This window comes from Candidatus Poriferisocius sp., from assembly GCF_965204015.1.
In the GTDB taxonomy this organism is placed as follows: domain Bacteria; phylum Actinomycetota; class Acidimicrobiia; order Acidimicrobiales; family Bin134; genus Poriferisocius.
The window spans coordinates 3,415,118-3,439,865 of record NZ_OZ241965.1; the positions used below are offsets into that span (position 1 = coordinate 3,415,118).

The following is a 24,748-nucleotide window of genomic DNA, read 5'->3' on the forward strand; positions in this document are numbered from 1 at the left end:
CCTTTCCAGCGTGTTTGCGGTGCGCGCTTAGACGACGTTGGCCAGCGGCAGGGCGGTAATTTTACCGCTGGAACCCGGCTTCCTTCCAAGTCTGTTGTGTGTGACAGGGGGTGTAGGTGCATGATTGAAGGGTGGATTCGCCTGTTGAGGATGGGGCTGGAGTGGCTGTAGACGGCCAAGATGACGGCGTAGCGGGGCTTCTCGCCTTCATTGACGCCTGTCCGACGCCGTTCCACGTGGTGGAGCGGGCCGCCGCGGAATTGCAGGCGGCCGGATTCACCCCGATGGACGAAACCGCCGACTGGCCCGACGCCTCGGGGAGCCGCTTTGTGTGCCGAGACGGCAGCCTGGTGGCTTGGCGTCACCACACCTGCGAGGCGGGTTTCCGCATCATCGGCGCTCACACCGACAGCCCCAACCTGCGCATCACCCCCCAGCCCGACATCGGCCAGGCCGGTTACCGCCAACTCGGAGTGGAGGTATACGGCGGAGCGCTGATCAACAGCTGGCTCGACCGCGACCTGGGGATGGCTGGCCGGCTGGCCACCCCGTCGGGCACCCGGCTGTTCCGCATCGACCAGCCCGTGTTGCGGGTGCCGCAGCTGGCCATTCACTTGGACCGCGAGGTCAACCAGAAAGGGCTCCTGCTCAACCCCCAGACCCACCTGGCCCCGGTATGGGGGCTGGGGCTGCGGACGCCCGGCGAGTTCGCCAACGTGGTCGCCGAGGCCGCCGGTCTGGCCTCCGACGAGGTGCTGGCCTGGGATGCCATGCTCCACGACCTCACTCCTCCGACGGTCGCCGGCATCGACGACGAGTTCATCTTCGCCCCTCGGATCGACAACCAGGTGTCGTGTTGGGCCGGACTCCAGGCCCTGCTCGACGCCCCCGCCGATGCGGTCCCCAGCGCGGTGTTGTGCCTGTTCGACCATGAGGAGGTGGGCAGCGTGTCGGCCCAGGGTGCTACGTCCCCGCTGCTGCCCACCGTGTTGGAGCGGATCGCCGGCAGCCGCGACTCGCTGCATCCCGCCCTGGCCCGATCGTTGTGCCTATCGGCCGACGGCGCTCATGCCACCCATCCCAACTATCCCGAGCGCCACGAGCCCGACCACCACATCGCCATCGGCGACGGCCCGGTGATCAAGCGCAACGCCAATCTGCGCTATGCCACCGACGCGGTGGGCGAGGCCGCGTTCGCCGCTGCCTGCGAGAAGGCCGGGGTAGGCCACCAGATCTACGCCCACCGCAACGACATGCCCTGCGGCTCGACCATCGGGCCGTTCGCGGCGGCCACGACTGGGGTGACCACCGTGGATGCCGGAGTCGCCCAGCTCTCCATGCACTCCGCCCGCGAGATGTGCGGGTCCCAAGATCCCCTCGACTTCGCGCTGGCCCTCAGCGCGTTCCTCAGCGCCGCAGCTTGACCCTGCTCAGATAGTCTTCGCGCTGGCCCTCAGCGTCGGAGCTGCACTCGAGAAATCCGACGGGTTCGCTCGTAGGCCGACACCATCACCAAGAAGATGGCGAAGAACTCCAGGCGGCCGATGAGCATCATCGACATCAGCACTGCCCGGGCCGGGCGGGAGAACACCAAGTAGTTGGAGGTGGGCCCGGCGTCGCCTAAGGCCGGTCCCATATTGCTCAACGCGCTTATGGCCGCAGACGAGGAAGTGATCAGGTCTTGGCCTAACGCGGCCAGCACCAAGGTGGCCATAAGCGCTGACAACGCGTAGAGGGCCACCAGCCCCGCCACCCGCTGGAGTATCGGCTCCGACACCACCATTTGGCCGAGCTTCACCCGAGCCACCACCCTGGGATGCTTCACTCGCAGCAGCCCGACCCGCATGTATTTCGCCATAACTTGGGCCCGCAACACCTTCAGCCCCCCGGCGGTGCTCCCGGTCATGCCCCCCATCACCATGAGGGGCAGCAGCAATGCCTGTGCCCCCGGCGTCCAAGCTGCGAAATCGCCGCCCGGATTGGCACTGGAGGCGTTGCCGAAACCGCCGCTGGTGCCCAAGGTCACTGCGCCGAAGATCCCATTGCGGAGACTGTTGGACAGATCGGACAGATCGTTCAGCCAGTTCAGCAGCGAGGCGAACAACGCGACCGCGAATATCACAAGGAGATAGGTGCGAAACTCAGAAGACCGTCCATAGACCCTCGGGTTGCCCGACACCGCCCGCCAGTGGAGGGTGAAGCTCACTCCGCCCACCAGCATTCCGACAATCATCACCGCTTCCACCGCAGTGCTGTCGAAGTGGCCGATCGAGTCGTCGTAGGGCGAGAAACCCCCGGTGCCTGCGCTGGTGAAGGAATGGGCCACTGCGTCGTAGAGGCTCAACCCGGCGATCATCAGGGCGGCCGCTATCGCCAGGGTGATACCACCGTAGAGCGCCCACAACCGCCGAGCGGTGGAGCTCACCCGAGGCGCCAGCCGGTCGGAAGTGGGACCGGGGGCCTCCGCGGTGATGAGGCTCAGCCCGCCGACCCCCAGGAACGGCAGAATGGTCACCGCCAGCACCACCATCCCCATGCCGCCGTACCACTGCATGATCTGGCGCCACATGAGCACGCCTCGGCCCGTCCCCTCGATGGGGCTGAGCACGGTGGAGCCGGTGGCGGTGACGCCCGACACCGCCTCGAACAGGGCGGTGTCAAAGCTCCCCAGCTCGCCGGAGAACCACAGCGGCAGCGCGGCGAATAGCGACAAGCCGATCCACGTCCATGCCACCGCCGCAAATACCGAGGCCGGGGGCATGTCCTCGTCGAGTCGAGTGAAGACAACCAGCAACCCCCCACCGGCCAGGGTGATCAGCGCACCCATGCCTAGAGCGACCTCATTGTCCGATGTGGACGACCCCCACTCCACCAAGGTGGCCAAGATCAACCCCGGCACCATGAACAGCAGCCCCAGCCCCACCACGAACCCCACCCTGCTGGTCACATTCCAGGGTCGGTCCACCAGCAATTGGGACACGGCCCATTTCACCGCCGCCTTTCCCCGACGGGCAGCCGCCACTACCGCGGTCATGGCCCCAGCCTCATCGTTTCGGCCTCATCGTTCCAGCCTTATCGTCTCAGCTTCATCCGCTGGACCTCGCCTATACCCCAGCCGATTACCACCACCACCGGGTAGATCGACAGCCGGCCTAAGAACATCAGAGCAATCAACACCCCTCGAGCCGGGGCGGCCAGCACCGTGGCATCGGCGAAACCCGAGAGATCGCCCAATCCAGGTCCGGCGGTCGCCAGTGCGGAGATCGACCCCGACACCGCCGTCGGTAGGTCTTCTCCCAGCGAGGCGATGCCGAACACCCCCGCGGCCGCGGCCAGGACCCACAGAATCTGGAAGTTGTGTACCCGGGTGAGAGATGCCTCCGAAGCCACCGCTCCCGACACCCGCACCGGCACCAGTGCCCGGGGATGGAGTTGCAGCACCAGTTCGCGCCGCACGATGCCCAGAATCTCGATCACCCGGAGCACCCGGAATCCGCCTCCGGCCGAGCCCGCCATCGAGCCCACCCCGATGAGCAACAGCAGCAGAACTTGGGGCGCGGACACCCAAGGGCCCCAATCTGCGACCCGGAAACCAGTGGTGCTGATCGACGAGGTGACGACAAAGAACGACTCCCGGATAGTGTCGGCACCGCCGCCGGTATCGGTCCACGTCCACGTCGCCACCAGCACCGTCGACCCAACGATCAGGCAGGCGTAGAGCTTGAGTTCGGTCGATCGCCACAGGGCTCGCACGTGCCCCCGCACCATCCACACCAGTGCAGCCACCGACACGCCGGCCAGGGCCATGGCCCCCGCGCCCACCCACTCGATGGCCGCCGAGTCGAAGTGGGCGAATGAGTCCCGATAGTTGGCGAATCCGCCGGTGGAAGCAGTGGTGAGACCAAAGGCGGCGGCGTCGAATAGGCCCATACCGGCCGCGGCGTAGGCCGCGAATACCAGGATCGTGAAACCTACATAGGTCGAGACCACCCTTTGGGTGTTGTGCGACCACGTCCTCGCCAGCACCGCCCGCCGCCCCCGGCCCTCAGCAACCTCGCTGAGCCGCCGCTGTCCCCCGAAGGCGGGTACCACCACCAGGGCCAGCATCAAGCCGCCCAAGCCGCCCAGCCACTGGGTCAAGGCCCGCCATGTCAGCAGCCAGTTGGGCAGCGCCTCGGGGTCCACCACGGTGAGCGATGTGGTGGTGAACCCGGCCACCGACTCGAAGATTGCGTCGTCCACCCGGCTGACTTCTCCGGAAGCCAAATACACCACAGTGGAGATCACCACGAAGGAGGAGGCCGTGGCCACCACGGTGGTCAGCACCCTGACTGCGGAGCGATGCCAGGGGAAGCGAACCCGAGACGGGTCGCTCATCGGCGGCTCACCCGAAGAAGCGCTTCACTTCGTCAACCGTGTCCAGACGGGCAAGATCATGGCCCATCACCCGAAGAAGCGCTTCACTTCGTCAACCGTGTCCGGTCGCGCGAAAACGACGATGTGGTCGCGGCTTCGAAGCTGGCTGCGGCCTCGGCCGATCTGCGCCTTGCCGTCTCGCACATAGGCGCCGACAAGCACGTCTTTGGGCAGGCCCAACTCTCTCACCATGGCCCCATCGGCCTTCGACCCTGCCTTGATCTCGGCCTCGATGACTTCGAAGTCGCCCGACAAGTAGGTGGCCACTTGGGCCACCTCGCCCCGAACGTAACGAAGCACGCCGTTTGCGCTGACCGTGCGAGGCGACAAAGCCACGTCAATGCCCACATCGCGCAGCAGCGTGCGCAGCGCCAGGTTGTGCAGCACGGCGATGGTCTCGCTCGCTCCCATCGACTTGGCATAGAGGCAGGCCAGGATGTTGGCGTCGTCCTTGCCGGTAAGAGCAATCACCGCATCGAACTTGCCGACATCTTCAGATTCCAGCAACTCGGCATCGGTTATGTCGCCGTGAATCACCAACACGGCATCGAGCTCCTCGCTCAACTCTTGGGCTCTCTCCAGGTTCCGTTCGATGAGCACGACCTCGGCATGGCGCTCGCTCAATCGACGGGCCACGATCTCGGCCGTGCGGCCCCCACCCAGCAGCATCACTCGGCGGTGGGTGCCGGGTGCCAGGCCCAAGAGCGGCAACAGGGTCCCTCGGGCCCGCCGCTTGCACACCACCCGTAGAAGATCGTCGGGCTCCAGGGTGGTATCGGCCCGGGGAATCTGGGTCTTGCTTGCCCGGGTGAGCACGGCCACCAGGAAGTCCCAGTCGGGCTCATACTCCGCAGCGATGTCGGCCAATCGCCGATTGGCCCAGGGTGCGTTGGCGGTCAGCTTCGCCCCCACCACCACAACCTCACCTTCGGCCATCACCGTAACGTCGGTGGCCCCCGGATACGACAGGAGGTCCATGATCTCGTGGGCGGTCTCCTCGTCGGGGTCGATGATGGTGTCGGCCTGCATCGCCTCCCGCAGCTCCCGGGCGTCCTTCTCCCGCAGGTTGCGGGCCTGGATGCGGGCGATGGTGCGTCCCACCCCGTGCTGCTTGGCCAGCAAGCAGGCCACTAGGTTCACCTCGTCGTGGGCGGTGACGGCCACCAGCAGGTCGGCCTTGTTGATGCCCGCCTCGACGAGAACGTGGGGATGGGTGCCGCTCCCTTCCACCGCCAGCACATCCAGATCTTCAGCCAAGTTGTGCAGCTTCTTGGCGTTCAGCTCCACGACCGACACGGTGTTGCCCTCTTCGCTCAGGATCTGAGCGACGTAGGAGCCAACTTCGCCAGCGCCCACGACCACGATGCGCACTGCTACATCCTTACTGAAAATCCACGAGGGTGCGAGCACTCCCCCGGTTCTCGGCTGGCACGCCGATCACCGCCGGGTTCGGCGCGACAGCGCTTTGCTGAACACCCGCACCCGCTCCTCAGTGATAACCGCGTCCATGGTCACGTCGCCGGGGTGCGACGGCACCCCATCCACCAACTGCAATTCGTAGGCCAGTCCCACCACCAGCGGTTTCGCTGGCCGGGGGCCGTTCAGCAGAAAGGCCAGCGCCCGGTCGTAATACCCCTGGCCCCGACCGGCCCGATGGCCAGCCGCGTCGAATACCACCAGTGGTGCTAACACCACGTCCAGCTCTCGGGCCGACACCAGGGCTTCGGGGTCGACATCGGGCTCGGGTATCCCGAAGCGATTGTGCACCATGGCGGTATCGGGTCCGCCCGGGGCGAACTGCATGGGGGCGGGATCGCGCAAAACTGGGAAGTACACATCGATGCCTCGGAGACGACAGGCGGTCACCAACGGCGCGGGGTCGAGTTCGCCATCATCGGCGATCGTGGCCGAAACCCGCTTCGCTCCGTCGAGCCAGCCGAGGGATGTCATCGCGTTGCACACCGCTCGCGCCGCACCCTCGGGATCGGGGAATAGGCGCCGGGCCTCCCGGGCTTCGGTCCGCATCCGGCTGAGGCTGACCACGATTCCAGATTATCCCGAATTACCCGAAATCAGACATCCCAAATGGCAACCTTGGCAGGGCACTTTGCCGCTGGCTAACTTCGCCTAGTTATCTCAATCAGGGGGTCAACGTGGACGCCGTACCGTATCTAGCCGGATTGAGCGCGATCCTTGCGCTCGCACTCGCTTTCTTGTTCTACAAGCTGGTGAAATCCGCCCCTCCGGGCAACGACCTAATGGTCAGGATCATGACCGAGATCCAGTCCGGGGCTCGGGCTTTTCTCAAGCAGGAGTACACCTGGGTGGCCGGATTTGTGGTCATCATGGCCGTGCTCATTCCCGTGCTCACCGGCGTGGAGCTCACCTTTATCAGCTACATCCTGGGCGCGGCGCTCTCTGCGAGCGCCGGATACGTGGGGATGAAGGTGGCCACCATGGCCAATGCCCGCACCACCCAGGCCGCCTCCGAAGGTCCAGCCAAGGCCCTGCCCTTGGCGTTCCGAGGCGGCGCGGTCATGGGCTTCTCCGTAGCTGGCCTGAGCCTGCTGGGCCTTGCCTTCACCTACTTGCTGTTCGTGGAGTGGCTCACCGTGGACGACCCGTTTGAGATCTTCACCGCCTTCGGCCTCGGGGCCAGCTCCATCGCCCTGTTCTCCCGCGTGGGGGGAGGCATCTACACCAAAGCCGCCGACGTGGGCGGCGACCTGGTGGGCAAGGTCGAGGCCGGCATCCCCGAGGACGATCCCCGCAACCCGGCCACCATTGCTGATGCCGTGGGCGACAACGTGGGCGACGTGGCGGGCATGGGCGCAGACCTGTTTGAGAGCTATAGCGGCTCGATCATCGCCCCCATTGCCCTCACTGCGTTCTCCTTTGCGGTGGCTGGCAGCGAGGCCACCGGTAGCGACATCGGCCTGGCCCAGCTCATGTTCCCCTTGGCCGTGGCCTTCGTGGGGATGCTGGCCGCGATCGTGGGCTCGTTCGCAGTACGGGGCAGTGCCCAAGCCGACGTCAAGAGCCTGTCTCGCCAACTTCACATGGGCACCAACGTGGCCATGGGCCTCACCGTGGTAGGCACCATCCTGGTCGGCTTGTGGTTCTTCACTGGCGACGAGTTCGACGGCTGGTGGGGGCTGCCCATTTCGGTCATTGGTGGTCTGGCGGTGGGCTGGGCCATCGGCAAGGTCGCCGAAATATGGACCAGTGATCACTACCCCCCCGTGCGCAAGATCGCTCAGCAGTCCGAGACCGGCCCGGCCACCACCGTGCTGTCGGGCATCAGCGCGGGCATGGTGTCGGTCGCTGCCTCGGTCATTTTGATCGGCGCCGGCGTGTTGGTGGCCTACTGGGGCGGCCAACAGACGCTGGGCGACACCACCGGCGCTGGCATCTACGGCATCGCGGTGGCCGCCATCGGGATGCTCGCCACCACTGGCGTGGTGGTATCAGTGGATGCCTACGGCCCCATCGCCGACAACGCCGGGGGTATTGCCGAGATGTCCAAGCTGGACCCCAAGGTGCGGGATGTAACCGACGCCCTCGATTCGCTGGGCAACACCACCGCGGCCATCGCCAAGGGCTTTGCAGTGGGCTCGGCAGCCCTCACCGCCCTGGCCCTGTTCAAGACGTTCGAGGTAGCCCTCCAACTGGAGGACCCCACCTTTGTTCTCTCCCTCGACGTGGGCAAGGTGGACGTGTTCATCGGGCTCTTCTTGGGGGCCATGCTGCCGTTCTTGTTCGCCGCACTCACCATCGATGCCGTAGGGCGGGCGGCCAACAAGATGATCGAGGAGGTCCGCCGCCAGTTCCGGGAGATCCCCGGTCTGCGGGAGGGCGCAGAGGGCGTCAAGCCCGACTCGGCCCGGTGCGTGGCTATCTCCACCCAGGCCTCGCTGCGGGAGATGCTGGTACCCGGAGCCCTGGCCGTGGCCGTGCCCCTGATCCTGGGGTTCATCGACGTCGACACCCTGGGCGGCTTCTTGGCCGGCGCCCTGGTGACCGGCTTTGCCCTGGCCATCTTCATGGCCAACGCCGGCGGGGCCTGGGACAACGCCAAGAAGTACATCGAGGCCGGCGCCCACGGCGGCAAGGGCTCAGAACCTCACAAGGCCGCCGTGGTGGGTGACACCGTGGGGGATCCGTTCAAGGACACCTCCGGGCCGTCCATGAACATCCTCATCAAGGTCATGACCATCGTGTCGCTGGTCTTCGCCTCGGCCTTCGTCTAGAACCATTGCCGAACGGGCACCGGATCGGCCTATAATCAGATCGGTCTTACGACCATCCCAAGTGAGCCGGAGCGAGGGTGGTAGAACCCCTTTGAGGTGTACCTCGCTCCGGCCCATGCGGGATTCTATTTGCCAGCAGCTGCAAGTCGGCCCTTTCCAGTAACTTTCATCCTGTGGATTTTCAGTCCGACGCTGTTACTCATCAGCCAGCTAGCCGTGACAACATAAGTCGATGCCGATAGCAAAAGTCCGCGATCTCGACCTGTACTTCGAACTGCACGGGTCGGGGCCGCCCCTGCTCAACATCAGCGGCAGCGGCGGCGACCTGCGCATGACCGCCCCCGACCTGAACCCGCTCAACGAGGCCTTCACCGTGGCCCACTACGACCAGCGGGGCCTGGGCCAGACCTCCACCCCACCGCTGCCGTGGACCATGGCCGACTACGCCGCCGACGCGGTTGCCTTCTTGGACTTCTTGGGCTGGGACTCGGTGCCGGTGGTGGGCACCAGCTTCGGCGGGATGGTGGGCATGAACATGGCCGTGCTCCATCCGGGGCGGATCAGCAAGATGGTGCTCAACTGCACCTCCCCCGGTGGCCCCGACTACAGCTCCTGGCCCCTGCACACATTGGCCGACCTCGATCCCGATGAGCGGGGCGAGGTGGCGCTGGAGATCATGGACACCCGCTATGAGCGGGGTGGCCCGCTGCCCCCCGGAGTGGAGTACTTTGTCGCCGCCTCCCGACCCGACGGCCCCGCCCTGCCGCTGGAAACCCCCGGCGCGCTGGGCCAACTAGAAGCCCGCCGAGGCCACGACGTGGTCGACCGCCTGGGCGAGATCGACGTGCCCACCCTGGTGTGCGCCGGCGTCCACGACGGCATCGCCCCCATGCGCAACAGCGAACTGCTGCGAGACCGAATCCCCAACGCCCGCCTGGCCACCTTCGACGGGGGCCACATCTTCATGATGCAAGACCCCACCGCCTACCCCGCCATTCTGGAGTTTCTGGCCGAAGACTGAAGTCCCCCTCACGCCCTACGGTGTTTGCGTGAACCGGGAGCGGGCGCTGCGAACGCTGGGGCTGGAAAAAGGGGCGCGGGCCGAGGACGTCAACCGGGCGTATCGAGCGCTGATCCGCCAAGCCCACCCCGATGCCGGGGGCAGCACCGCGGTGGCCGCTCGCATCACCGAGGCCTACCACTGGCTCCAGCGGGCCGGAGTTGAGCCTCCCCAAGCTCCCACGCTCCCTCCCCCGCCTCAGCCAGACCCGCCAGCGACCGAGAAGTCCGACGACAGCTATGCACTACGGCTCCCGCCGGGCGACATATTCGCCCGGCTGGTCGAGGCAGGACACCAACTGGGTGAGGTGAGCTATATCGACCGCGACGCCGGCATCGTGCAGGTCACTTTCACTGCCCACAACGGAGTTGTCTGCCAACTGGCGGCCACGGTCGTCTCAATGCCGTCCCGGGCCAGCCGGGGCGAAGCCAGAGTCGAATTCACCCTCGATCCCCTGGCCAGCGGCGAGGCCCCGCCCATCGACCAAGTAGTCGCCCGATTCGCCCGCATCTTCCAGCGCACAAGCCTCTAGCTCAAACTGTCACTGGTCGCCGCCCAGCCCTGCCTGCTCCGCGTCTTCGGTAGCCGCTTTACCGGCCACCAGGTCGAGCTGGCCCGCGGTATCGAGGCCACGTCGGGGATCGGCTACCAGGCCACGGGATCGAGCCAGCCGGCCACCAGGCCACGGGATCGAGGTCACACCGGCGATGGTCTAGCCGGATTGGTGCGATTTGCGGGGGGGGGGGGGGGTAGCTTGCCCGGCCATGTGTAAAAGATGGATGAATTGTGTTGTGGCCGTGGCTATTGCTGTGGGCGCGGTTGTCGCGGTCGGGACGCCGGTGTCGGCCCAGGCCGGGGTTTCTGCTGAGGACATCGCGGTGCGCGACCAGCTCATCGCCGACCAGGAGAACCTGCTGAACACCTACCGATGCCTGTTCGGCACCGACACCGATGTCGTCCCCGGCGGATGCGACAACCCCGACACCATCTCCCCCGGCGCCGCCCCCCCAAACCCCACCCAAAACGACCTCGACATCCGAGACGGCCTCATCCAAAACCAAGAAGCCCTCCTCAACACCTACCGCTGCCGGTTCGACGTCGACACCCAACTCGTCCCCAACGGCTGCCCCGACACCCAGACCACCCCCACCCCGCCCGCCAACACCTACACCGCCATCGCGGCCGGCAGCACCCACACGTGCGCGCTCCGCACCGACGCCACCGCCACCTGCTGGGGCAACAACTGGTACGGGAAGGCCGACGCGCCCGAAGGCCGCTACACCGCCATCACCGCCGGCGGCGGCCACACGTGCGCGCTCCGCACCGACGCCACCGCCACCTGCTGGGGCAACAACACCTCTATCACCTACAACCCTGACTATGAGCTCCAAGTCACCGGGCAGGCCGACCCTCCGGAGGGGACCTTCACCGCCATCGCAGCCGGCGGCAGCCACACATGCGGGCTCCGCACCGACGCCACCGCCACCTGCTGGGGCATCAACGACCACGGGCAAGCCACACCTCCCGACGGCACCTTCACCGCCATCACCGCCGGCGAATACCACACGTGCGCGCTCCGCGCCGACGGCACCGCCACCTGCTGGGGCAACAACGACGACGGGCAAACCGACCCGCCGGAAGGGACCTACACCGCCATCGCAGCCGGCGGCGGCCACACGTGCGCGCTCCGCGCCGACAGCACCGCCACCTGCTGGGGCAACAACCGGTACGGGAAGGCCGACCCGCCGGAAGGGACCTACACCGCCATCGCAGCCGGCGGCGGCCACACGTGCGCGCTCCGCGCCGACAGCACCGCCACCTGCTGGGGAGCCAACTTTCCTCTCCACATCATGAGTTATTCCGTATCGATCGGATCTGAACTCGGTGGGCAGGCCACCCCTCCCGACGGGATCTACACCGCCATCGCAGCCGGTGGTCAGCACACGTGCGCGCTCCGCGCCGACGGCACCGCCACCTGCTGGGGCATCGACATAGTGCCAGGCGGGTACGGGGGCACAAGACCTGGCGGGCAGGCCACACCTCCCGAGGGGACCTTCACCGCCATCGCAGCCGGCAATTACCACATGTGCGCGCTCCGCGCCGACGCCACCGCCACCTGCTGGGGTAACAACGACGAGCAGGCCACACCTCCCGAGCAGGCCACACCTCCCGAGGGGACCTTCACCGCCATCACCGCCGGCCAATTCCACACGTGCGCGCTCCGCACCGACGCCACCGCCACCTGCTGGGGCAACGACGACGACGGGCAGGCCACACCTCCCGAGGGGACCTTCACCGCCATCGCAGCCGGCGGCAGCCACACATGCGGGCTCCGCACCGACGCCACCGCCACCTGCTGGGGCAACGACGACGACGGGCAGGCCACACCTCCCGAGGGGACCTTCACCGCCATCGCAGCCGGCAAGTACCACACGTGCGGGCTCCGCGCCGACGCCACCGCCACCTGCTGGGGCAGAAACTGGGACGGGCAGGCCGACCCGCCGGAGGGGACCTTTACTGCCATCACCGCCGGCGAATACCACACGTGCGCGCTCCGCGCCGACGCCACCGCCACCTGCTGGGGCGACCTTGGAGCCGGGCCGGACGGCCCGCCGAGCGGGCGGTTCACCGCCATCGACTCCGGCCATCATGCGTGCGGGCTGCGGCCCGACGGCACCGCCACCTGCTGGGACGTCAGCAGATATCGCTACGACAACACCCCGAATGGGTATGCCGACGCGCCCGAGGGTACCTTCACCGCCATCACCGCCGGCCACGGACAGGCGTGCGGGCTCCGCAGCGACGGTTCCATCATCTGCTGGGGCACCTGGTCGTTCGTCGTGCCGAGAGGCTGACCGTCGCCGAGCCGGGCCCGAACCCGCCCGAGGACACCCTGGCGGTTCGATAGGGTCGGCCTGGCTAGCTCCGCTTGGGTCGTATCGAGCGCTCGGCGCAGTCCGGGCCCGTTCGCTTTGTCGTGGCTTCATCCTCCCAACCAGCAGAGCCTAGGAGCATCGATGCCCGGGGAGGTTCAAAGCTCCCGGGTGTCATTGTTGTGGTTGTTGTGCTGTTGGCCGCGGTTGTGGTCCCGCGGGCGACAGCGGCGGGTCAAGCCGTCGCTGATCTAGCGGCTGAGCGGCACCGTGCGATCGCCGAGCAGGAGAACTTGTTGAACGTTTATCGGTGTGTGATGGGCGCTGACATGGAGGTGGTGCCGGGCGGTTGCGCGAAGGGGTGGCCGGTCGATGTCGTGGCACCTGGCCGGCATCGGGGTGTGGCGACCATGAACGACATTGCTGTCCAAGATGCGCTGATCGCTTCCCAAAAAGTGCTGCTTCAGAGATACCGCTGCTTGTTCGCCGCGGAAATCGGTATCGCGCTGGACGATTGTAGGGCTGCGTCGAAGTGGTCGGATGTGGGTCGCGCCGTTGACCGCGAAGCACAGCGATTGGCGGAGTTGGCGCATCGTTGGGACGGCTCGGCGCGTGTTGTGCTGGCGGTCGTGTTGCCAGACGGCTCGATCCGCGGCGTGAACCGGCATCTGCTCGTGCGGTCGGCCAGCGCGGTGAAACCGGTGTGGGCCGCGGCGGCAATGGCGGCCGCGGGCCGAGACGCTGTGGATCGGTATGCCCATGGCGCGTTGGCGTTGTCGGACGACACGGCGGCCGGGCGGCTAATTGATTTGGCTGGCGGGATAGACGCGGTGAACGCCTGGGCGGCCGAAACGGCCAAGCTGGGGAATACTCGTCTGGCCCATTGGTTTGAGCGGCTGGCATCGTCGGGTCTGCGGCCGAACCTGACCACCGCGCAAGACTTGGCGTTGTTCTATGCGCGGCTGCACCAAGGCGAGCTGTTGGGGATAGCGGAAACCTCCGCGCTCCAAAGGTGGCTGCGCGACACGCCCCGACAGCTCTCAGGATTCGACGGCGCCCTACCCGACCGGCTGCCGCGGGCGATCGCCGACCGGGTCGTCCACAAAACGGGATGGCTTCCCCCCGGATGCTGCCGCATCAACGAGAGCGTGATAATCGACGCCGGGCTGGTCACGCTGCCCGACGGAGGATGGTTCGCCATCGCCGCAGCCAGCTCCACCACCAAAGGCAACTACTCCACCTCCGTCAACTGGGTAGCCCTGGCAGCCTGTCGCATCTACGTAGCAATCAGCCAAGACACACACCACCAATGCCACCGGCCCCAAGACCCCAACCCCCAGTAGCCGACACACCCTGATAGCCCCCCAGGAGAAACTGCTCAACACACCGAGGAAGTGACCGCCAGCGTTGCGGCCCCACACCCCCTGAGGAATTGGATGGGTTGAACTTGGTCAGGAACTCGGCCAGCGCATCCCCTCATTCCACGACGGCATGGTCGCTGTACCTGCATGAGCCGCCGGGTCTCTCCGGCCCCTTTCTGCTGCGGTTGCTCAAGCAAGCTGGCTACACACGAGACGACTGGTTGAACCGCTAAGCCCCAAAGCACCCGCCATTTCGCTCCAAACTGTCACTGGTGGTTCGTAGAGTGGTCGGCCCATGTCGGCTGTTGCCCCACCGTCCGAGCGATGCAGCGCCATTGCCCAGCCCGCGCTGTGGAGCATGCAGGAGCCAATCGTGCTTGAGCTGGCCCCTGAGCGGGTGGACCTGGGCGACGGGGCATGGGTGGACACGATGACTGGCTTTGTGCGGGGCGGCGACACTCTGATGGACACGCTGGTGAACACGGTCCCCCTATCCACCGGAAGACGGCCCATGTACGACAACATGGTGGACGTTCCCCGGCTGTCAGGCCATCTCTCCACCGCCGTAGTGGGCTCATCCGTACCCGTGATCAGCGAAATCGCGGCGATGCTGGGCGATCGCTACCAAAAGGCGTTCACCCGAGTGGGAATCAACCTCTACCGCAACGAACGCGACAGCGTGGCCTGGCATGCCGACAAGATCGGCCGGATCATGCACCAGCCCGTCATCGGCCTGGTGTCGCTGGGCGCAGCCCGCCCCTTCCTGCTCCGCCCCCTTGGCGGCGGCAAGTCCCGAAAGTTCGTCCTCGGCTCTGGCGACCTACTAGTGATGGGCGGCAACTGCCAGCACCGCTTCGAGCACGCCGTCCCCAAGCAAACCCACCCCACCGCCCCCCGCCTCAGCATCACCTTCCGCCACGAGCTTCCTAAAATGAAGAGCTGACAACACCGCTGTGCCCGCTACACACTGCCGGTATCCACACCGTAGAACGTATGGGAGTCGATGGCGCCGCCGACGATAAGGTCCGAGGGGACATGAGCAACTACACGTTCAAAGTCCTGTACCGGACGGCGATATGGTCATGGGCGGTTTCTGCGGTGAGCAGCTTCCTTCCGTGGGTGAGGGTGAAGAGCGGGCATGCTTTTGTCTTCGATGTGACTGGGGTGGAGATTGTCGAGGGTATTGCTGTCCTTTTCCTCGCGGTCGCAGCGACTGTCGCAGTGGTGGGGTTCAAGCGGTCCCGGTGGAAGTGGGCGATCTATGTGCCCCCGCTGGCGGGTCTCGTGGTTACGGTGATAGCGATGTACGGCACGATCCTGGTGAGCCTGCTGGTGGGCGACATGCCCACAGGGGATGAAGCCAGGGTCGGGTTTGGCCTGGTGATCCTTTTGTTCGCCGGGCCGCTGGCGCTCGCCACTTCGTCGGCGATGGCCTGGGAGGTCTTCAAATCGAGGGAAACCTCGCGGGACTTCTTCGCAGCTCCGAAACTCGACACCGGGCTTCCGTGGTGGCGCGCCAGCGAGGCCGAGCGCAGATGAGGCGGCTACGCGACACCTGGACTCGTTGCTCTTCTAGCGGTGATGGCTGTCGACACGCCCTAGTCCGACCGCCAAATCAACTCCTTCCCCTTTTCTCACCAGGTCACCTCCAACCCCTTGCCTCTGCTTGCGCGGGCAGGGTCAGAGTCATCCCCTCGCGGTCTCTCGGCAGAGATTGATGAGAGCGACCTCCTCGCGAAGCTCCTCGCACCGGGCGTCTATCCCGGCTTTATCGGCAGGCAGGGAAAGGCCAAGAGCTCTCCGCATTTGCAAGTAATCGTCCTCCCCTTTGGGCTGAGGAGGACGTCTATCGCAGATCTTTTTGATCTCGGCCACAGCCTCGGCGAGGGTAAGTCAGCCTTCTTCAACTCCGTCTATCGCCAAAAACATCTCGCTGAGATCCTCATCCACGAGTGGCATGCTGCCTCCCCTCAGCCTCCTTGTGGACTACCGGCTAGTTCGGCAATCTCTATCGATGGTTGCGACAACCGAAACTGTCACTGGCCGTTCCTAGAGTGGACGGCCCATGCCGGTTGCATTTCTACGAACTGAACCTGACCCGGGTCTCGGACACCGTCCCAGAGCGAACTCGCCCCACCACCCCCGCCTCAACATCATCTTCCACCATCAACTTGCCGAATAGGAGATCTGATAATGCCAAACCATCCGGCGGATGACTTCGCAGCCGAAGCCCTGGCCAGTTTGCGTACGCTGACTTCCAATCCCTCATCCACCTTTCGCGCTGGGCAGCTTGAGGCCATCGAGCAACTCGTCGTGAACCGACGCCGGGTCCTCCTGGTGCAGCGGACTGGTTGGGGAAAGAGCGCGGTCTATTTCATCGCTACTCGGCTCTTGCGCGATCAAGGTGCGGGTCCCACCCTGTTGGTGTCTCCTTTGTTGGCATTGATGCGGAACCAGATCGAAGCCGCTCAGCGCATGGGTGTCCGGGCGACCACAATCAATAGCTCCAACCAGGAGGAATGGGAGGCGGTGTATGCCGCCATTGCCTCGGACCAGATTGACATTCTGTTGATCTCACCGGAGCGGCTAGCCAATCGGGATTTCCGCACCGAGCACCTCCCGTCGCTCGCCCAGCGGGGCGGTCTTTTGGTGGTCGACGAAGTTCACTGCATTTCCGATTGGGGACACGACTTTCGGCCCGACTACCGACGAATCAAGGGAGTCTTGGACCTGCTTCCTCAAGGAATTCCCGTCTTGGGCTGCACTGCGACGGCCAATGATCGGGTCGTGGCAGATGTAGCTGAACAGCTTGGGGCTGAACTGGATCGCGTTCGAGGTCCCCTGGGTCGTGAGGGGCTCCGGCTCCGCGTCTACGAACCAGCACCCCAGCAGAAACGACTGGCGTGGATGGCTGAAACGATTCCCAAGCTGCCTGGGACCGGCATCGTCTACTGCCTCACGGTCCGTGACGCGGAGAGAGTTGCAGCCTGGCTTTCCTCTCAGGGAATAATCGCTGTCGCCTACTCGGGCGATTCTGCCAAAGACAGCCGATTGGAGATCGAGCAACAGCTGCTAGGCAATCAGGTGAAGGTCGTCGCTGCGACTTCCGCACTGGGAATGGGATTCGACAAACCCGACCTCTCCTTCGTCATCCACTATCAGGCACCGGGCTCCCCAATTGCCTACTACCAGCAGGTGGGAAGGGCCGGGCGTAATCTGACCGAGTCGTGGGGCATCCTGCTTCAGGGCTACGAGGACGCTGCCATCCAGAGCCACTTCATCGACACGGCGTTCCCGACCGTTGACCAAGCCCATGAAATTGTGGGGCTGCTGGAACGAACGGCAAGCCCCTTGAAGCTCTCTGAGGTCGAGCGGGCTGTGAACGTCCGACGCTTGCGACTTGAGCAGCTCCTGAAGATTCTGGAGGTCGACGGCGCAGTTGAGCGTGTCCCTGCCGGTTGGCAGCGAACGCTTCAACCGTGGAACTACGACAGTGAGCGGGTTGAAGAAGTCACTGGCCTGCGGTGGGAGGAACAGGCTCAGATGGCTGAATATGCCAGCACTGGCCAATGCCGAATGAACCTACTCAGGTCGTACCTGGACGATCCACAGACGCATCCTTGCGGAATCTGCGACAACTGCCTCTCAGACCGCAGAGAGCTCGGGGTGAGCACTCAAGCGGTTCAGGCCGCAGTCGACTTCCTACGGGGAGCAGAGCTCGCGATTAAGCCCCGAAAACAGTTCGCTGGCGGGGGCAGTATCCCCACGGATCAACGCTGTGAATCTGGTCGCGTGCTGGCCTTGTGGGGTGATGGTGGCTGGGGAGCACTCGTCCAAGAAGGCAAGGCTGAAGGACGATTCGACGACAAACTGGTTGAGGCTTCAGCGAACTTGATCCTAGAGAACTGGAAGCCTGACCCTGCACCTGCCTGGGTGACCTATGTGCCTTCCCTCAAGAATCCTGAGCTTGTCCGAGGATTCGCCCGGCTCATCGCCCAGGAACTGGGGCTGCCGTGCCATGATGCAGTTGTCAAAACCCAGGAGACCCAGCCGCAGAAGTTCATGCAGAACAGTGCCAAGCAATACGCAAACATCAAGGATGCATTCAGGATCACCCCAGAGGTTCCTTCCGGGCCCGTACTGTTGGTGGACGACATCGTGGACTCCCGGTGGACGTTCACAGTGATTGCTGCGCAGCTTCGAGAAGCTGGTGCTGGACCGGTTTACCCGTTCGCCCTGGCAGATACGGCGGGAAGGTCGGCGCGTGACTGAGTTTGGGCGAATCGGGAGTGGGAGCACGGCTAACCAGGACTCGTTGGCTGCGCTGTTGCTTACCAGCAGGCTGGCTTCAGAAGGGGTCAAGCCGTTTACCTCTGCGGAGTACTGGCAGCAATCTGAAATCGCCAGCCGACCAAGCGCGCTCTTTGACACACCGCCTGAAGCGCTGTGCAGCGTGCATGGTCTTGCCGAAGAGATGGCTTCCAGGATTGCCGCCCTTCTTGATCGAGCCATTGCGATGGCCTTTGAGGTCGACCGGTTGAAGCAATCGGGCATTCACACCATCACTCCTTTTGACGAGCACTATCCATGCCTGTTCCGGTATCGGCTGAAGGAGAAGGCCCCGGTGGTGTTACACGCTGCTGGCCCCCTTGATCTCTTCGACCGTTCAGGTCTCGGAGTGGTCGGAAGCCGGGATATCGGCGAAGAGGGTGCTGAAGTCGCCAAGGGCGCGGCTCGGTTGGCTACCCGGCTGGGTTTGCCGGTGGTGTCCGGTGGTGCTCGAGGAGTGGATCAGCTGGCCATGAACGCGGCTGTTGGTGAGGAGGGAGCAGCGGGTGCCGCGATCGGCTTTCTGGCCGACTCGATGGAGCGCCAGCTCAAACGGCCGGACACCCGACGGGTGATCCTCGATGGCCGTGCTCTGTTGTGTACTCCCTATAAGCCCGACGCCCGTTTCACTGCGGGAACAGCCATGGGTCGGAACAAGCTCATCTATGCCGGTTCGGTGACGACGCTGGTCGTGGCCAGCGACGATGAATCCGGCGGAACATGGGCCGGAGCAGTCGAAGCCCTCAAACACGGATTCGGACCGGTCGCCGTGTGGCGGGGGCCGGGTGAGGGTCCAGGCAACGAACGCCTGGAGAAGCTGGGGGCCGTGCCGGTTGGCTCGTTGGACGAGTTGGAGGACTTGCTCATCAATGCGCGAAACAAGCCGATGCCTGACGAAGGGCAGATGCCAATTGAAGGAGAGGCTCGGCTTCCGTTCTCCTCAGAGTTCAGCAACCAGAGCTGAGAACAATTCGGAGCCGACGACGATTCAGCTCAGGTTGAAGACCGTTCTGATGCCGATGCTGGCTCGGAGGTCGTCTAGGCCGGCGTTGATCTCGTTGATGGGGCGGCGGGCGGTGATCATGGGTTCTAGGTCGAGGCAGCCGTTCTGCCATAGGGCCAGCAGGCGGGGAACTTCTCGCTGGGAGTTGCAGCCGCCGAACAAACAGCCCAGCAGCTTCTTCTCCGCAGTGAGATACATGACGGCGGGATTGATGGTCACGGTGTGTTCTAGGGCGGGCGCGCCCACCATTACCGTGGTGCCGCCGTTGCGGGTGGCGGCCAAGCCGGCTTCCACCAGCGGGCCGGCCCCGGCGGCGTCGAAGGCGTAGTCGGCGCCGATCCCCTTGGTGGCCTCCTGTACGTGGGCCACAACATCGGTCTCGGTGGGATTGAGCAGGTCGGTGGCCCCGAAGGCCACCGCGGCGTTGCGGCGGTCGGCCACCGGGTCGGAGGCGAAGATGCGGGACGCACCAGCCAGGCGGGCACCCTGCACCACCGACATGCCCACACCCCCGAGGCCCATCACCAACACGGTGGCGCCTTCTTCCACTTGGGCAGTGTTGAGCACCGCGCCCACGCCGGTCTGGATGGCGCAGCCGATCACCGCAGCTACTTCCAGGGGCACGTCGGGATCGATTTTCACCGCCGCCGATTCGGCCACCAGGGTCAACTGGCCGAATCCGGCCACGCCAAGGCCCCGGTATACCGGCTGGCCGTCCATCGTGAACGGAATCGAGCCGTCGGGCATCGTTCCCATGAACATCGACGCCGCCGACGCGCACAGCGTCATCTCCCCCCGCACGCACCAGTAGCACGTCCCGCACGGGCCGAACGGCGACAGCATCACATGGTCACCCTCGGCCAGGGAGTTCACCCCGGGACCCACCGCTTCGACGATCCCGGCGGCCTCATGGCCCAGGATGATCGGGGTCATCATCTCGGGGGCGTCGATCATGGTCAGATCGGAGTGGCACAGCCCGCAGTGGGTTACCTGCACCCGCACCTGCCCCGGTCCGGGATCGACGCAATCCACATCAGCCATCACCAATGGAGAAGCTGGCGATGCCAGCAGTGCTGCCTTCATGGAAGTCTCTTTTCTGGGTCTATTTCTTGCCGGCCTTCCAGCCGGTGGTGGCACCGGAGACCATGCCGTAAGGGCCTGATGGCCACCGGAAGCAGTCCACCATGAGTTGGTCCACTTCCTCCCGGCTGGCGATTCCCTCGGCCACCACCGCGTTGGCCTCGCGGATCATGGCCCCGTACACCCGGTTGGTGACATAGCCCCAGCTCATAGCCGAGTCCTTGATCACCACCGGGTTCTTGCCCGCGGCAGTCGCCAGACGGCAGATGGTCTCGGTGGTTTCGTCGGAGGTTTGCGGCGCCCTCACGATCTCGGCCAGCTTCATCACCGGCGGCGGCGATGCCCAGTGCCAGCCGATCACCCGGTCGGCCCGGTCGGTGGCCACCGCCAAGGCCTGCACCGGATACCCGCTCGAGTTGGACGCCAAGATCGTGTGTTCAGGGCACTCGTGGTCGAGGTCTCGGAACAGTTTGATCTTGAGGTCCAAGCGCTCGGGGACCGCCTCGATGATCACGTCGACGGCCGCAGCCGCATCCCGGTCGGTGGTGAATACGATGCGGGCCAGCGCAGCTTCGGCCTCGGCCTCGGTCATCTTGCCCCGGGCCACTGCCCCTTGGATGCCGAAGCGGCCCTCGGAAACCAGACCGGGCGCGGCAGCAACGACGTCGGGGTCGATATCGAAGGCCACCACCGGATGGCCGGCGATGGCCATCACCTGGGCGATGCCCGAGCCCATCACCCCCGAGCCGATGACCCCTATCTTCTCGGTTCCGGCGGTCACGACAGGTGTGTGTTGAACCAGGCCGCCATGCGCGACCAGCCGTCGGCCGCGGCGTCGGCGTTGTACGACGGCCGCTCGTCGCACAAGAAGCCGTGGTCGGCTTCGGCGTAGCGCACAATCTCGGTGGGCTGGGCGTTGGCCTCAAGGTCGGACCGAAGCTGCTCCACTCCCTCGACGGGGATCATGCCGTCGAGGTCGCCGAACAGGCCCAGCCACGGGCACTGGAGATCGCCGTGGCGATCGGCCAGCTTGGGCTGGCCGGGGGTGAATCCGTCGGTGACGATGGCGCCGCCGTAGTAGGTGACCGCCGCACCCACCGGTCGGCTGATAGCGGTGAGGAACGTCACCCGCCCGCCCATGCAGAACCCCGTGATGCCCACCTTGTCAGACGAGATCCCCTGGCTGGCCAGGTAATCGAGGGCGGCGTCCACGTCGGTGAGGGAATGCTCGTCGAGGAGGTTGCCCATCATCTCGAAGATCTTGTCCATCTCGTCGTAGCCGGCCAGATTGTTCTCGTAGCGGTGATATAGATCGGGGGCCACCGCCAGATAGCCTTCGGCCGCGGCCCGCCGGGTCACGTCCTCGATATGGCCGTTCAGTCCGAAGGCCTCCATGATGACGATGACCGCGGCCTGCGGATCGCCGTCGGGCCGGGCCACGTACAGCCTCATCGGGCCGTCGGCTGTGGTGAGTTCTACGTTCTCAGTTTGCATGGCAGCCGATGGTAGTTCTCGGTTCGACCAGTGGCCTATTGGTCAGGACGGGGGGCATAAACCGGGTCGGATCGATCCCGGCTGCCTCGCAAAAAGCGCTCGTCAAACGGCCGGAACTGCTCCTCGCGCACCCACTCGGTGGTGGCCACTCGCCTTTGGATCAGCCATGGCCCGCCGTCTCGCCGGGTCACGTCATCGATGAAGCGAAAGCCCACCGACAGGTTGAGCTCCGGCGGGCCTCCCTCGGTCCAATGGCGGGCGATGCCGTGGGCTTCGGAGCGGGCCCACTGCACGGTGCCCCCATCGGCCGAGGCCTCCGATTTCGGGTCGACTTCTACGAGTACATTCAGCACGGTGTGGACTGAGCCGGTGTACCGGCGCAGCAGGCGCTCGCTCCACTCCAGATACTCGTCCACGGTGCCCTCGAAGGTGCCATGTGAATCGGTGGCATCGGGGTGGTAGCACGAGCGCACTAAATCCATATCGAGGCGGTCCACCCCCCGGCAATACCGATACAGCAGCTCGGTGATCTCCTGTTTGGCCAAAAGCTCGGCAAACTGGGCCTGGCTGTCCACGACTGCCATTCTGCCCCGCGATCCCGTCATCCGTATGGTTAGACTCCAAAGCGAGTTGGCTGCGAACCCCGAGCCCGAAGCCTCATGGCACACCGACCCATTCGGGCGGCACGAGGCCCGTTGGTGGAACGGCACACAGTGGACGGAGAAAGTCCGCGACGGAGATCAATCGGGGATTGACCCGCCGGGCATCGCGGTCGCCCCCCGGGGGATTCCCCTCAACGAACCGGCCTCTCCCATCCCCGGTCGCCGGTCGATTCGCCTGTTCGGAAAGCACCTGCCCGGCGCAATGCTCTTGGCCTCGGTGGCTCTGGCCGCGGTGATCGTTCTGGTGATCGTTGTGGCTGTGGCCATCTAGCCGTCTTCAGAACCCTCTGAATATCTCTGTCGATACCTCTTGCCATAGTGTCCTGCCCGTGGGCAAGAGAGAGATCATCCTGCACGAGTATGTCGACATCATGGGTCAGGCGGCATGGCCCTACATGGAGCACATCAAGATCCAGAACCGGGACGCCCGGGTCGGTTTCGAGCTGCTGGGCACCTGGTACACCATGGGAATCACTGCCCGCTGGCCCCAGGTGGTGAATCTGTGGGACTCCGGCGGCTGGGACGGTTGGCTGGAGCGGGTGGACCGGCTCAACTTGAAGCGCAAGTCCAACAACCTGCTCGACGACTGGTGGGAAGAGGCCTACAAGCTACGCACCGGCGGCTACGACCGGGTGCTGGGATCGGTGCCCGAGTCGCCCCCGGTGGCGTCGGTGCTCGCCGGGGAAGTGCGGGGCACGCTGTACATCCACGAGCTCACCGAGGTGAGGCCGGGTTCAGCCCGCGACTATCTGGCCGCCATGGCCGCCGACTACCTGCCCGCCGCGGCCGACTACGGCTACACCTGCATGGGTCTGTGGGAGGTGCTGCACCACGACTACGAGGTGTGCACGGTGTGGGCTGCTTCTCCCGAGGCCTACATTCGCTTGAACAAGGCCGCCGACGCCGCCAACGGCTTTGACGAGGGCACCGACGGCGACGATCGGTTGGTGGCGTGGCGGGCGACTGCCCAGCAGTACACCACCCGCTTTCGGGAGGAGCTGATGACCCCGGCACCCGGTACCCTCACCGGCCCCGAGGCCTACGAAGACGACACGTATATCAACAGGACTTAGGCAAGACAGGAGTATCAGCTATGCGGGGCATCTTGTTCGATGGCGAAGGAGCGGTTGTAGTCGACGAGCTGGGGACGACCGATCTCGAGCCCGACCAAGTGCGGGTGCGGATCGGGGCCGCCGGGGTGTGCCACTCCGACGTGTCGGTGATCAACGGGACGTTCGGACAGATGTTCTCTCCCCCGTTCGTGATGGGCCACGAGGGCGCTGGTCAGGTCGTCGCGGTGGGCAGCGATGTCACCACCGTCGAAGCCGGTGACCACGTGGTGATCGCCACCATCGACAACTGCGGACGCTGCTCGGTGTGCGCCACCGGCCATCCCACCTTGTGCCAGACCTCCAAGCTCGGCGCGGCCATCGCCAAGCGCAACGAGACCGGCGAAGAGCCCGGCCCCGGCGACCTGCCCGCCTACTTCACCTACCAGGGCGAGGCGATCATGGGTTTCGCCAACACCGGAGTGTTTGCCGAGGAGGTGGTGGTCGGCCAGGGCCAGGTGGTGGCCATCGACAAGCGGGTGCCCTTCACCAGCGCCTGCCTCATCGGCTGCGGCGTGCTCACCGGCACCGGCGCCATCTTCAACCGGGCCCAGGTATATCGGGGCGATTCCGTGGCGGTGATCGGTGTGGGGGGCATCGGCCTCAACGTGATCCAGGCCGCCCGTATCGCCGGGGCCACCAAGATCGTCGCCGTCGACAACAACCCGGCCAAGGAGGGCTTCGCCCGCCAATTCGGCGCCACCCACTTCGTGGACTCGGGCCAAGCCCCGTCGGTCGAGACCGTGCGGGAGATCACCGGAGGCGGGGTCGACTGCTCGGTGGAGTGCGTGGGCAATACCTCGCTGATGATGGACGCGGTGGAGATGCTGCGCCCTGGCGGCAGCATGGTGATCTTGGGCGTGGCCGGCATGGACGCGGTCATGGAGCTCGCCCCGTTCAAGCTCTACCAGAACAAGTCGATCATGGGCTGCCGCTACGGATCGGCCCGCCCTGCGTTCGACATCCCCGCGCTGGTAGATCTGTATCTGGACGGCCGCCTGCTGCTCGACGAATTGGTGTCGGCCACCTATGACCTGGCCGAGCTCGACAAGGCGTTCGACGACCTCGAGGCCGGCAAGCTGGCCCGAGGAGTTCTCGATCTGAGCTAAGA

Annotated in this window: 22 protein-coding genes; 13 read left to right on the forward strand and 9 right to left on the reverse strand. The window is 65.3% G+C overall.

The window, feature by feature from the left end; genetic code table 11:
• The first annotated feature begins 131 nt into the window (after positions 1–131).
• Positions 132–1,424 (forward strand): M18 family aminopeptidase, encoded by a 1,293-nt coding sequence (locus ACOGJC_RS15430; RefSeq protein ID WP_419845882.1) that lies wholly within the window; start codon positions 132–134, stop codon positions 1,422–1,424.
• Positions 1,425–1,453: 29 nt separating this feature from the next.
• Here the strand turns inward: ACOGJC_RS15430 and ACOGJC_RS15435 are convergent, their stop codons facing one another.
• The 4 genes from ACOGJC_RS15435 to ACOGJC_RS15450 all read right to left on the reverse strand — a co-directional run bounded on the left by ACOGJC_RS15435 (position 1,454) and on the right by ACOGJC_RS15450 (position 6,459).
• On the reverse strand, positions 1,454–3,034 hold the full coding sequence (locus tag ACOGJC_RS15435) for a TrkH family potassium uptake protein (protein WP_419845883.1): 1,581 nt from the start codon (positions 3,032–3,034) through the stop codon (positions 1,454–1,456).
• 38 nt (positions 3,035–3,072) lie between these two features.
• On the reverse strand, positions 3,073–4,377 hold the full coding sequence (locus tag ACOGJC_RS15440; RefSeq protein WP_419845884.1) for a TrkH family potassium uptake protein: 1,305 nt from the start codon (positions 4,375–4,377) through the stop codon (positions 3,073–3,075).
• A 66-nt stretch (positions 4,378–4,443) separates the two neighbouring features.
• Positions 4,444–5,787, reverse strand: a complete 1,344-nt coding sequence (gene trkA, locus ACOGJC_RS15445; RefSeq protein WP_419845885.1) for a Trk system potassium transporter TrkA — start codon at positions 5,785–5,787, stop codon at positions 4,444–4,446.
• Between the two features lie 66 nt (positions 5,788–5,853).
• Positions 5,854–6,459 carry a 5-formyltetrahydrofolate cyclo-ligase gene (locus ACOGJC_RS15450; RefSeq protein ID WP_419845886.1) on the reverse strand — a complete coding sequence of 202 codons (606 nt, stop codon included), beginning with the start codon at positions 6,457–6,459 and terminating at the stop codon, positions 5,854–5,856.
• Positions 6,460–6,569: 110 nt separating this feature from the next.
• On the opposite strand from ACOGJC_RS15450, the gene ACOGJC_RS15455 reads away from it, so the two are divergent.
• From ACOGJC_RS15455 to ACOGJC_RS15465, 3 genes are all read left to right on the forward strand, one after another.
• A complete protein-coding gene (locus ACOGJC_RS15455; RefSeq protein WP_419845887.1) occupies positions 6,570–8,666 on the forward strand; it encodes a sodium-translocating pyrophosphatase in 2,097 nt (698 codons plus the stop codon).
• A 232-nt stretch (positions 8,667–8,898) separates the two neighbouring features.
• Positions 8,899–9,687: an alpha/beta fold hydrolase gene (locus tag ACOGJC_RS15460; protein WP_419845888.1), complete on the forward strand. Its 789-nt coding sequence runs from the start codon at positions 8,899–8,901 to the stop codon at positions 9,685–9,687.
• 28 nt (positions 9,688–9,715) lie between these two features.
• Entirely contained in the window at positions 9,716–10,258 is a 543-nt protein-coding gene (locus tag ACOGJC_RS15465) for a hypothetical protein (RefSeq protein ID WP_419845889.1), read from the forward strand.
• A 9-nt stretch (positions 10,259–10,267) separates the two neighbouring features.
• On the opposite strand, the gene ACOGJC_RS15470 is transcribed toward ACOGJC_RS15465, so the two are convergent.
• Positions 10,268–10,426, reverse strand: coding sequence for a hypothetical protein (locus ACOGJC_RS15470; protein ID WP_419845890.1), 159 nt, complete (start codon positions 10,424–10,426; stop codon positions 10,268–10,270).
• 97 nt (positions 10,427–10,523) lie between these two features.
• Between ACOGJC_RS15470 and ACOGJC_RS15475 the strand changes: the two genes are divergently transcribed.
• The 6 genes from ACOGJC_RS15475 (at position 10,524) to ACOGJC_RS15500 (ending at position 19,253) form a co-directional block, all read left to right on the forward strand.
• Positions 10,524–12,581 carry a hypothetical protein gene (locus ACOGJC_RS15475; protein ID WP_419845891.1) on the forward strand — a complete coding sequence of 686 codons (2,058 nt, stop codon included), beginning with the start codon at positions 10,524–10,526 and terminating at the stop codon, positions 12,579–12,581.
• Positions 12,582–13,009: 428 nt separating this feature from the next.
• Positions 13,010–13,942: a serine hydrolase gene (locus tag ACOGJC_RS15480; RefSeq protein WP_419845892.1), complete on the forward strand. Its 933-nt coding sequence runs from the start codon at positions 13,010–13,012 to the stop codon at positions 13,940–13,942.
• A 313-nt stretch (positions 13,943–14,255) separates the two neighbouring features.
• Positions 14,256–14,903, forward strand: coding sequence for an alpha-ketoglutarate-dependent dioxygenase AlkB (locus ACOGJC_RS15485; protein WP_419845893.1), 648 nt, complete (start codon positions 14,256–14,258; stop codon positions 14,901–14,903).
• 92 nt (positions 14,904–14,995) lie between these two features.
• A complete protein-coding gene (locus ACOGJC_RS15490) occupies positions 14,996–15,499 on the forward strand; it encodes a hypothetical protein (RefSeq protein WP_419845894.1) in 504 nt (167 codons plus the stop codon).
• A 654-nt stretch (positions 15,500–16,153) separates the two neighbouring features.
• Positions 16,154–18,232 carry a RecQ family ATP-dependent DNA helicase gene (locus ACOGJC_RS15495; protein WP_419845895.1) on the forward strand — a complete coding sequence of 693 codons (2,079 nt, stop codon included), beginning with the start codon at positions 16,154–16,156 and terminating at the stop codon, positions 18,230–18,232.
• A complete protein-coding gene (locus tag ACOGJC_RS15500; RefSeq protein WP_419845896.1) occupies positions 18,225–19,253 on the forward strand; it encodes a DNA-processing protein DprA in 1,029 nt (342 codons plus the stop codon). Before ACOGJC_RS15495 ends, ACOGJC_RS15500 begins: the two co-directional genes overlap by 8 nt.
• Before the next feature lie 24 nt (positions 19,254–19,277).
• Here ACOGJC_RS15500 and ACOGJC_RS15505 read toward each other — a convergent pair whose 3' ends face one another.
• Genes ACOGJC_RS15505 through ACOGJC_RS15520 form a run of 4 tightly spaced genes read right to left on the reverse strand, consistent with a single transcriptional unit; the run spans position 19,278 to position 22,450 of the window.
• The gene (locus ACOGJC_RS15505; RefSeq protein ID WP_419845897.1) at positions 19,278–20,375 is read right to left on the reverse strand and encodes a Zn-dependent alcohol dehydrogenase; all 1,098 of its coding nucleotides are present in this window, start codon (positions 20,373–20,375) and stop codon (positions 19,278–19,280) included.
• A 19-nt stretch (positions 20,376–20,394) separates the two neighbouring features.
• Positions 20,395–21,153, reverse strand: a complete 759-nt coding sequence (locus tag ACOGJC_RS15510) for a 3-hydroxyacyl-CoA dehydrogenase family protein (protein ID WP_419845898.1) — start codon at positions 21,151–21,153, stop codon at positions 20,395–20,397.
• Positions 21,150–21,866, reverse strand: coding sequence for a dienelactone hydrolase family protein (locus ACOGJC_RS15515; protein WP_419845899.1), 717 nt, complete (start codon positions 21,864–21,866; stop codon positions 21,150–21,152). Before ACOGJC_RS15515 ends, ACOGJC_RS15510 begins: the two co-directional genes overlap by 4 nt.
• A gap of 35 nt (positions 21,867–21,901) precedes the next feature.
• Positions 21,902–22,450 (reverse strand): nuclear transport factor 2 family protein, encoded by a 549-nt coding sequence (locus ACOGJC_RS15520; RefSeq protein WP_419845900.1) that lies wholly within the window; start codon positions 22,448–22,450, stop codon positions 21,902–21,904.
• Positions 22,451–22,475: 25 nt separating this feature from the next.
• On the opposite strand from ACOGJC_RS15520, the gene ACOGJC_RS15525 reads away from it, so the two are divergent.
• From ACOGJC_RS15525 to ACOGJC_RS15535, 3 genes are read left to right on the forward strand one after another with little or no spacing between them, the layout of a single operon-like run.
• Positions 22,476–22,799, forward strand: a complete 324-nt coding sequence (locus ACOGJC_RS15525) for a DUF2510 domain-containing protein (RefSeq protein ID WP_419845901.1) — start codon at positions 22,476–22,478, stop codon at positions 22,797–22,799.
• Between the two features lie 58 nt (positions 22,800–22,857).
• On the forward strand, positions 22,858–23,601 hold the full coding sequence (locus tag ACOGJC_RS15530; protein ID WP_419845902.1) for a hypothetical protein: 744 nt from the start codon (positions 22,858–22,860) through the stop codon (positions 23,599–23,601).
• A gap of 20 nt (positions 23,602–23,621) precedes the next feature.
• Positions 23,622–24,746 (forward strand): zinc-binding dehydrogenase, encoded by a 1,125-nt coding sequence (locus ACOGJC_RS15535; protein ID WP_419845903.1) that lies wholly within the window; start codon positions 23,622–23,624, stop codon positions 24,744–24,746.
• The last annotated feature ends 2 nt before the right edge of the window (positions 24,747–24,748 follow it).

Bases quoted from the DNA above. Each gene is read 5' to 3' on its own strand.
- ACOGJC_RS15435 (WP_419845883.1), bottom strand. From the start codon at position 3,034: ATGACCGCGGTAGTGGCGGCTGCCCGTCGGGGAAAGGCGGCGGTGAAA.
- ACOGJC_RS15440 (WP_419845884.1), bottom strand. From the start codon at position 4,377: ATGAGCGACCCGTCTCGGGTTCGCTTCCCCTGGCATCGCTCCGCAGTC.
- ACOGJC_RS15460 (WP_419845888.1), top strand. From the start codon at position 8,899: ATGCCGATAGCAAAAGTCCGCGATCTCGACCTGTACTTCGAACTGCAC.
- ACOGJC_RS15480 (WP_419845892.1), top strand. From the start codon at position 13,010: ATGAACGACATTGCTGTCCAAGATGCGCTGATCGCTTCCCAAAAAGTG.
- ACOGJC_RS15485 (WP_419845893.1), top strand. From the start codon at position 14,256: ATGTCGGCTGTTGCCCCACCGTCCGAGCGATGCAGCGCCATTGCCCAG.
- ACOGJC_RS15490 (WP_419845894.1), top strand. From the start codon at position 14,996: ATGAGCAACTACACGTTCAAAGTCCTGTACCGGACGGCGATATGGTCA.
- ACOGJC_RS15495 (WP_419845895.1), top strand. From the start codon at position 16,154: ATGCCAAACCATCCGGCGGATGACTTCGCAGCCGAAGCCCTGGCCAGT.
- ACOGJC_RS15505 (WP_419845897.1), bottom strand. From the start codon at position 20,375: ATGAAGGCAGCACTGCTGGCATCGCCAGCTTCTCCATTGGTGATGGCT.
- ACOGJC_RS15515 (WP_419845899.1), bottom strand. From the start codon at position 21,866: ATGCAAACTGAGAACGTAGAACTCACCACAGCCGACGGCCCGATGAGG.
- ACOGJC_RS15520 (WP_419845900.1), bottom strand. From the start codon at position 22,450: ATGGCAGTCGTGGACAGCCAGGCCCAGTTTGCCGAGCTTTTGGCCAAA.
- ACOGJC_RS15525 (WP_419845901.1), top strand. From the start codon at position 22,476: ATGGTTAGACTCCAAAGCGAGTTGGCTGCGAACCCCGAGCCCGAAGCC.
- ACOGJC_RS15535 (WP_419845903.1), top strand. From the start codon at position 23,622: ATGCGGGGCATCTTGTTCGATGGCGAAGGAGCGGTTGTAGTCGACGAG.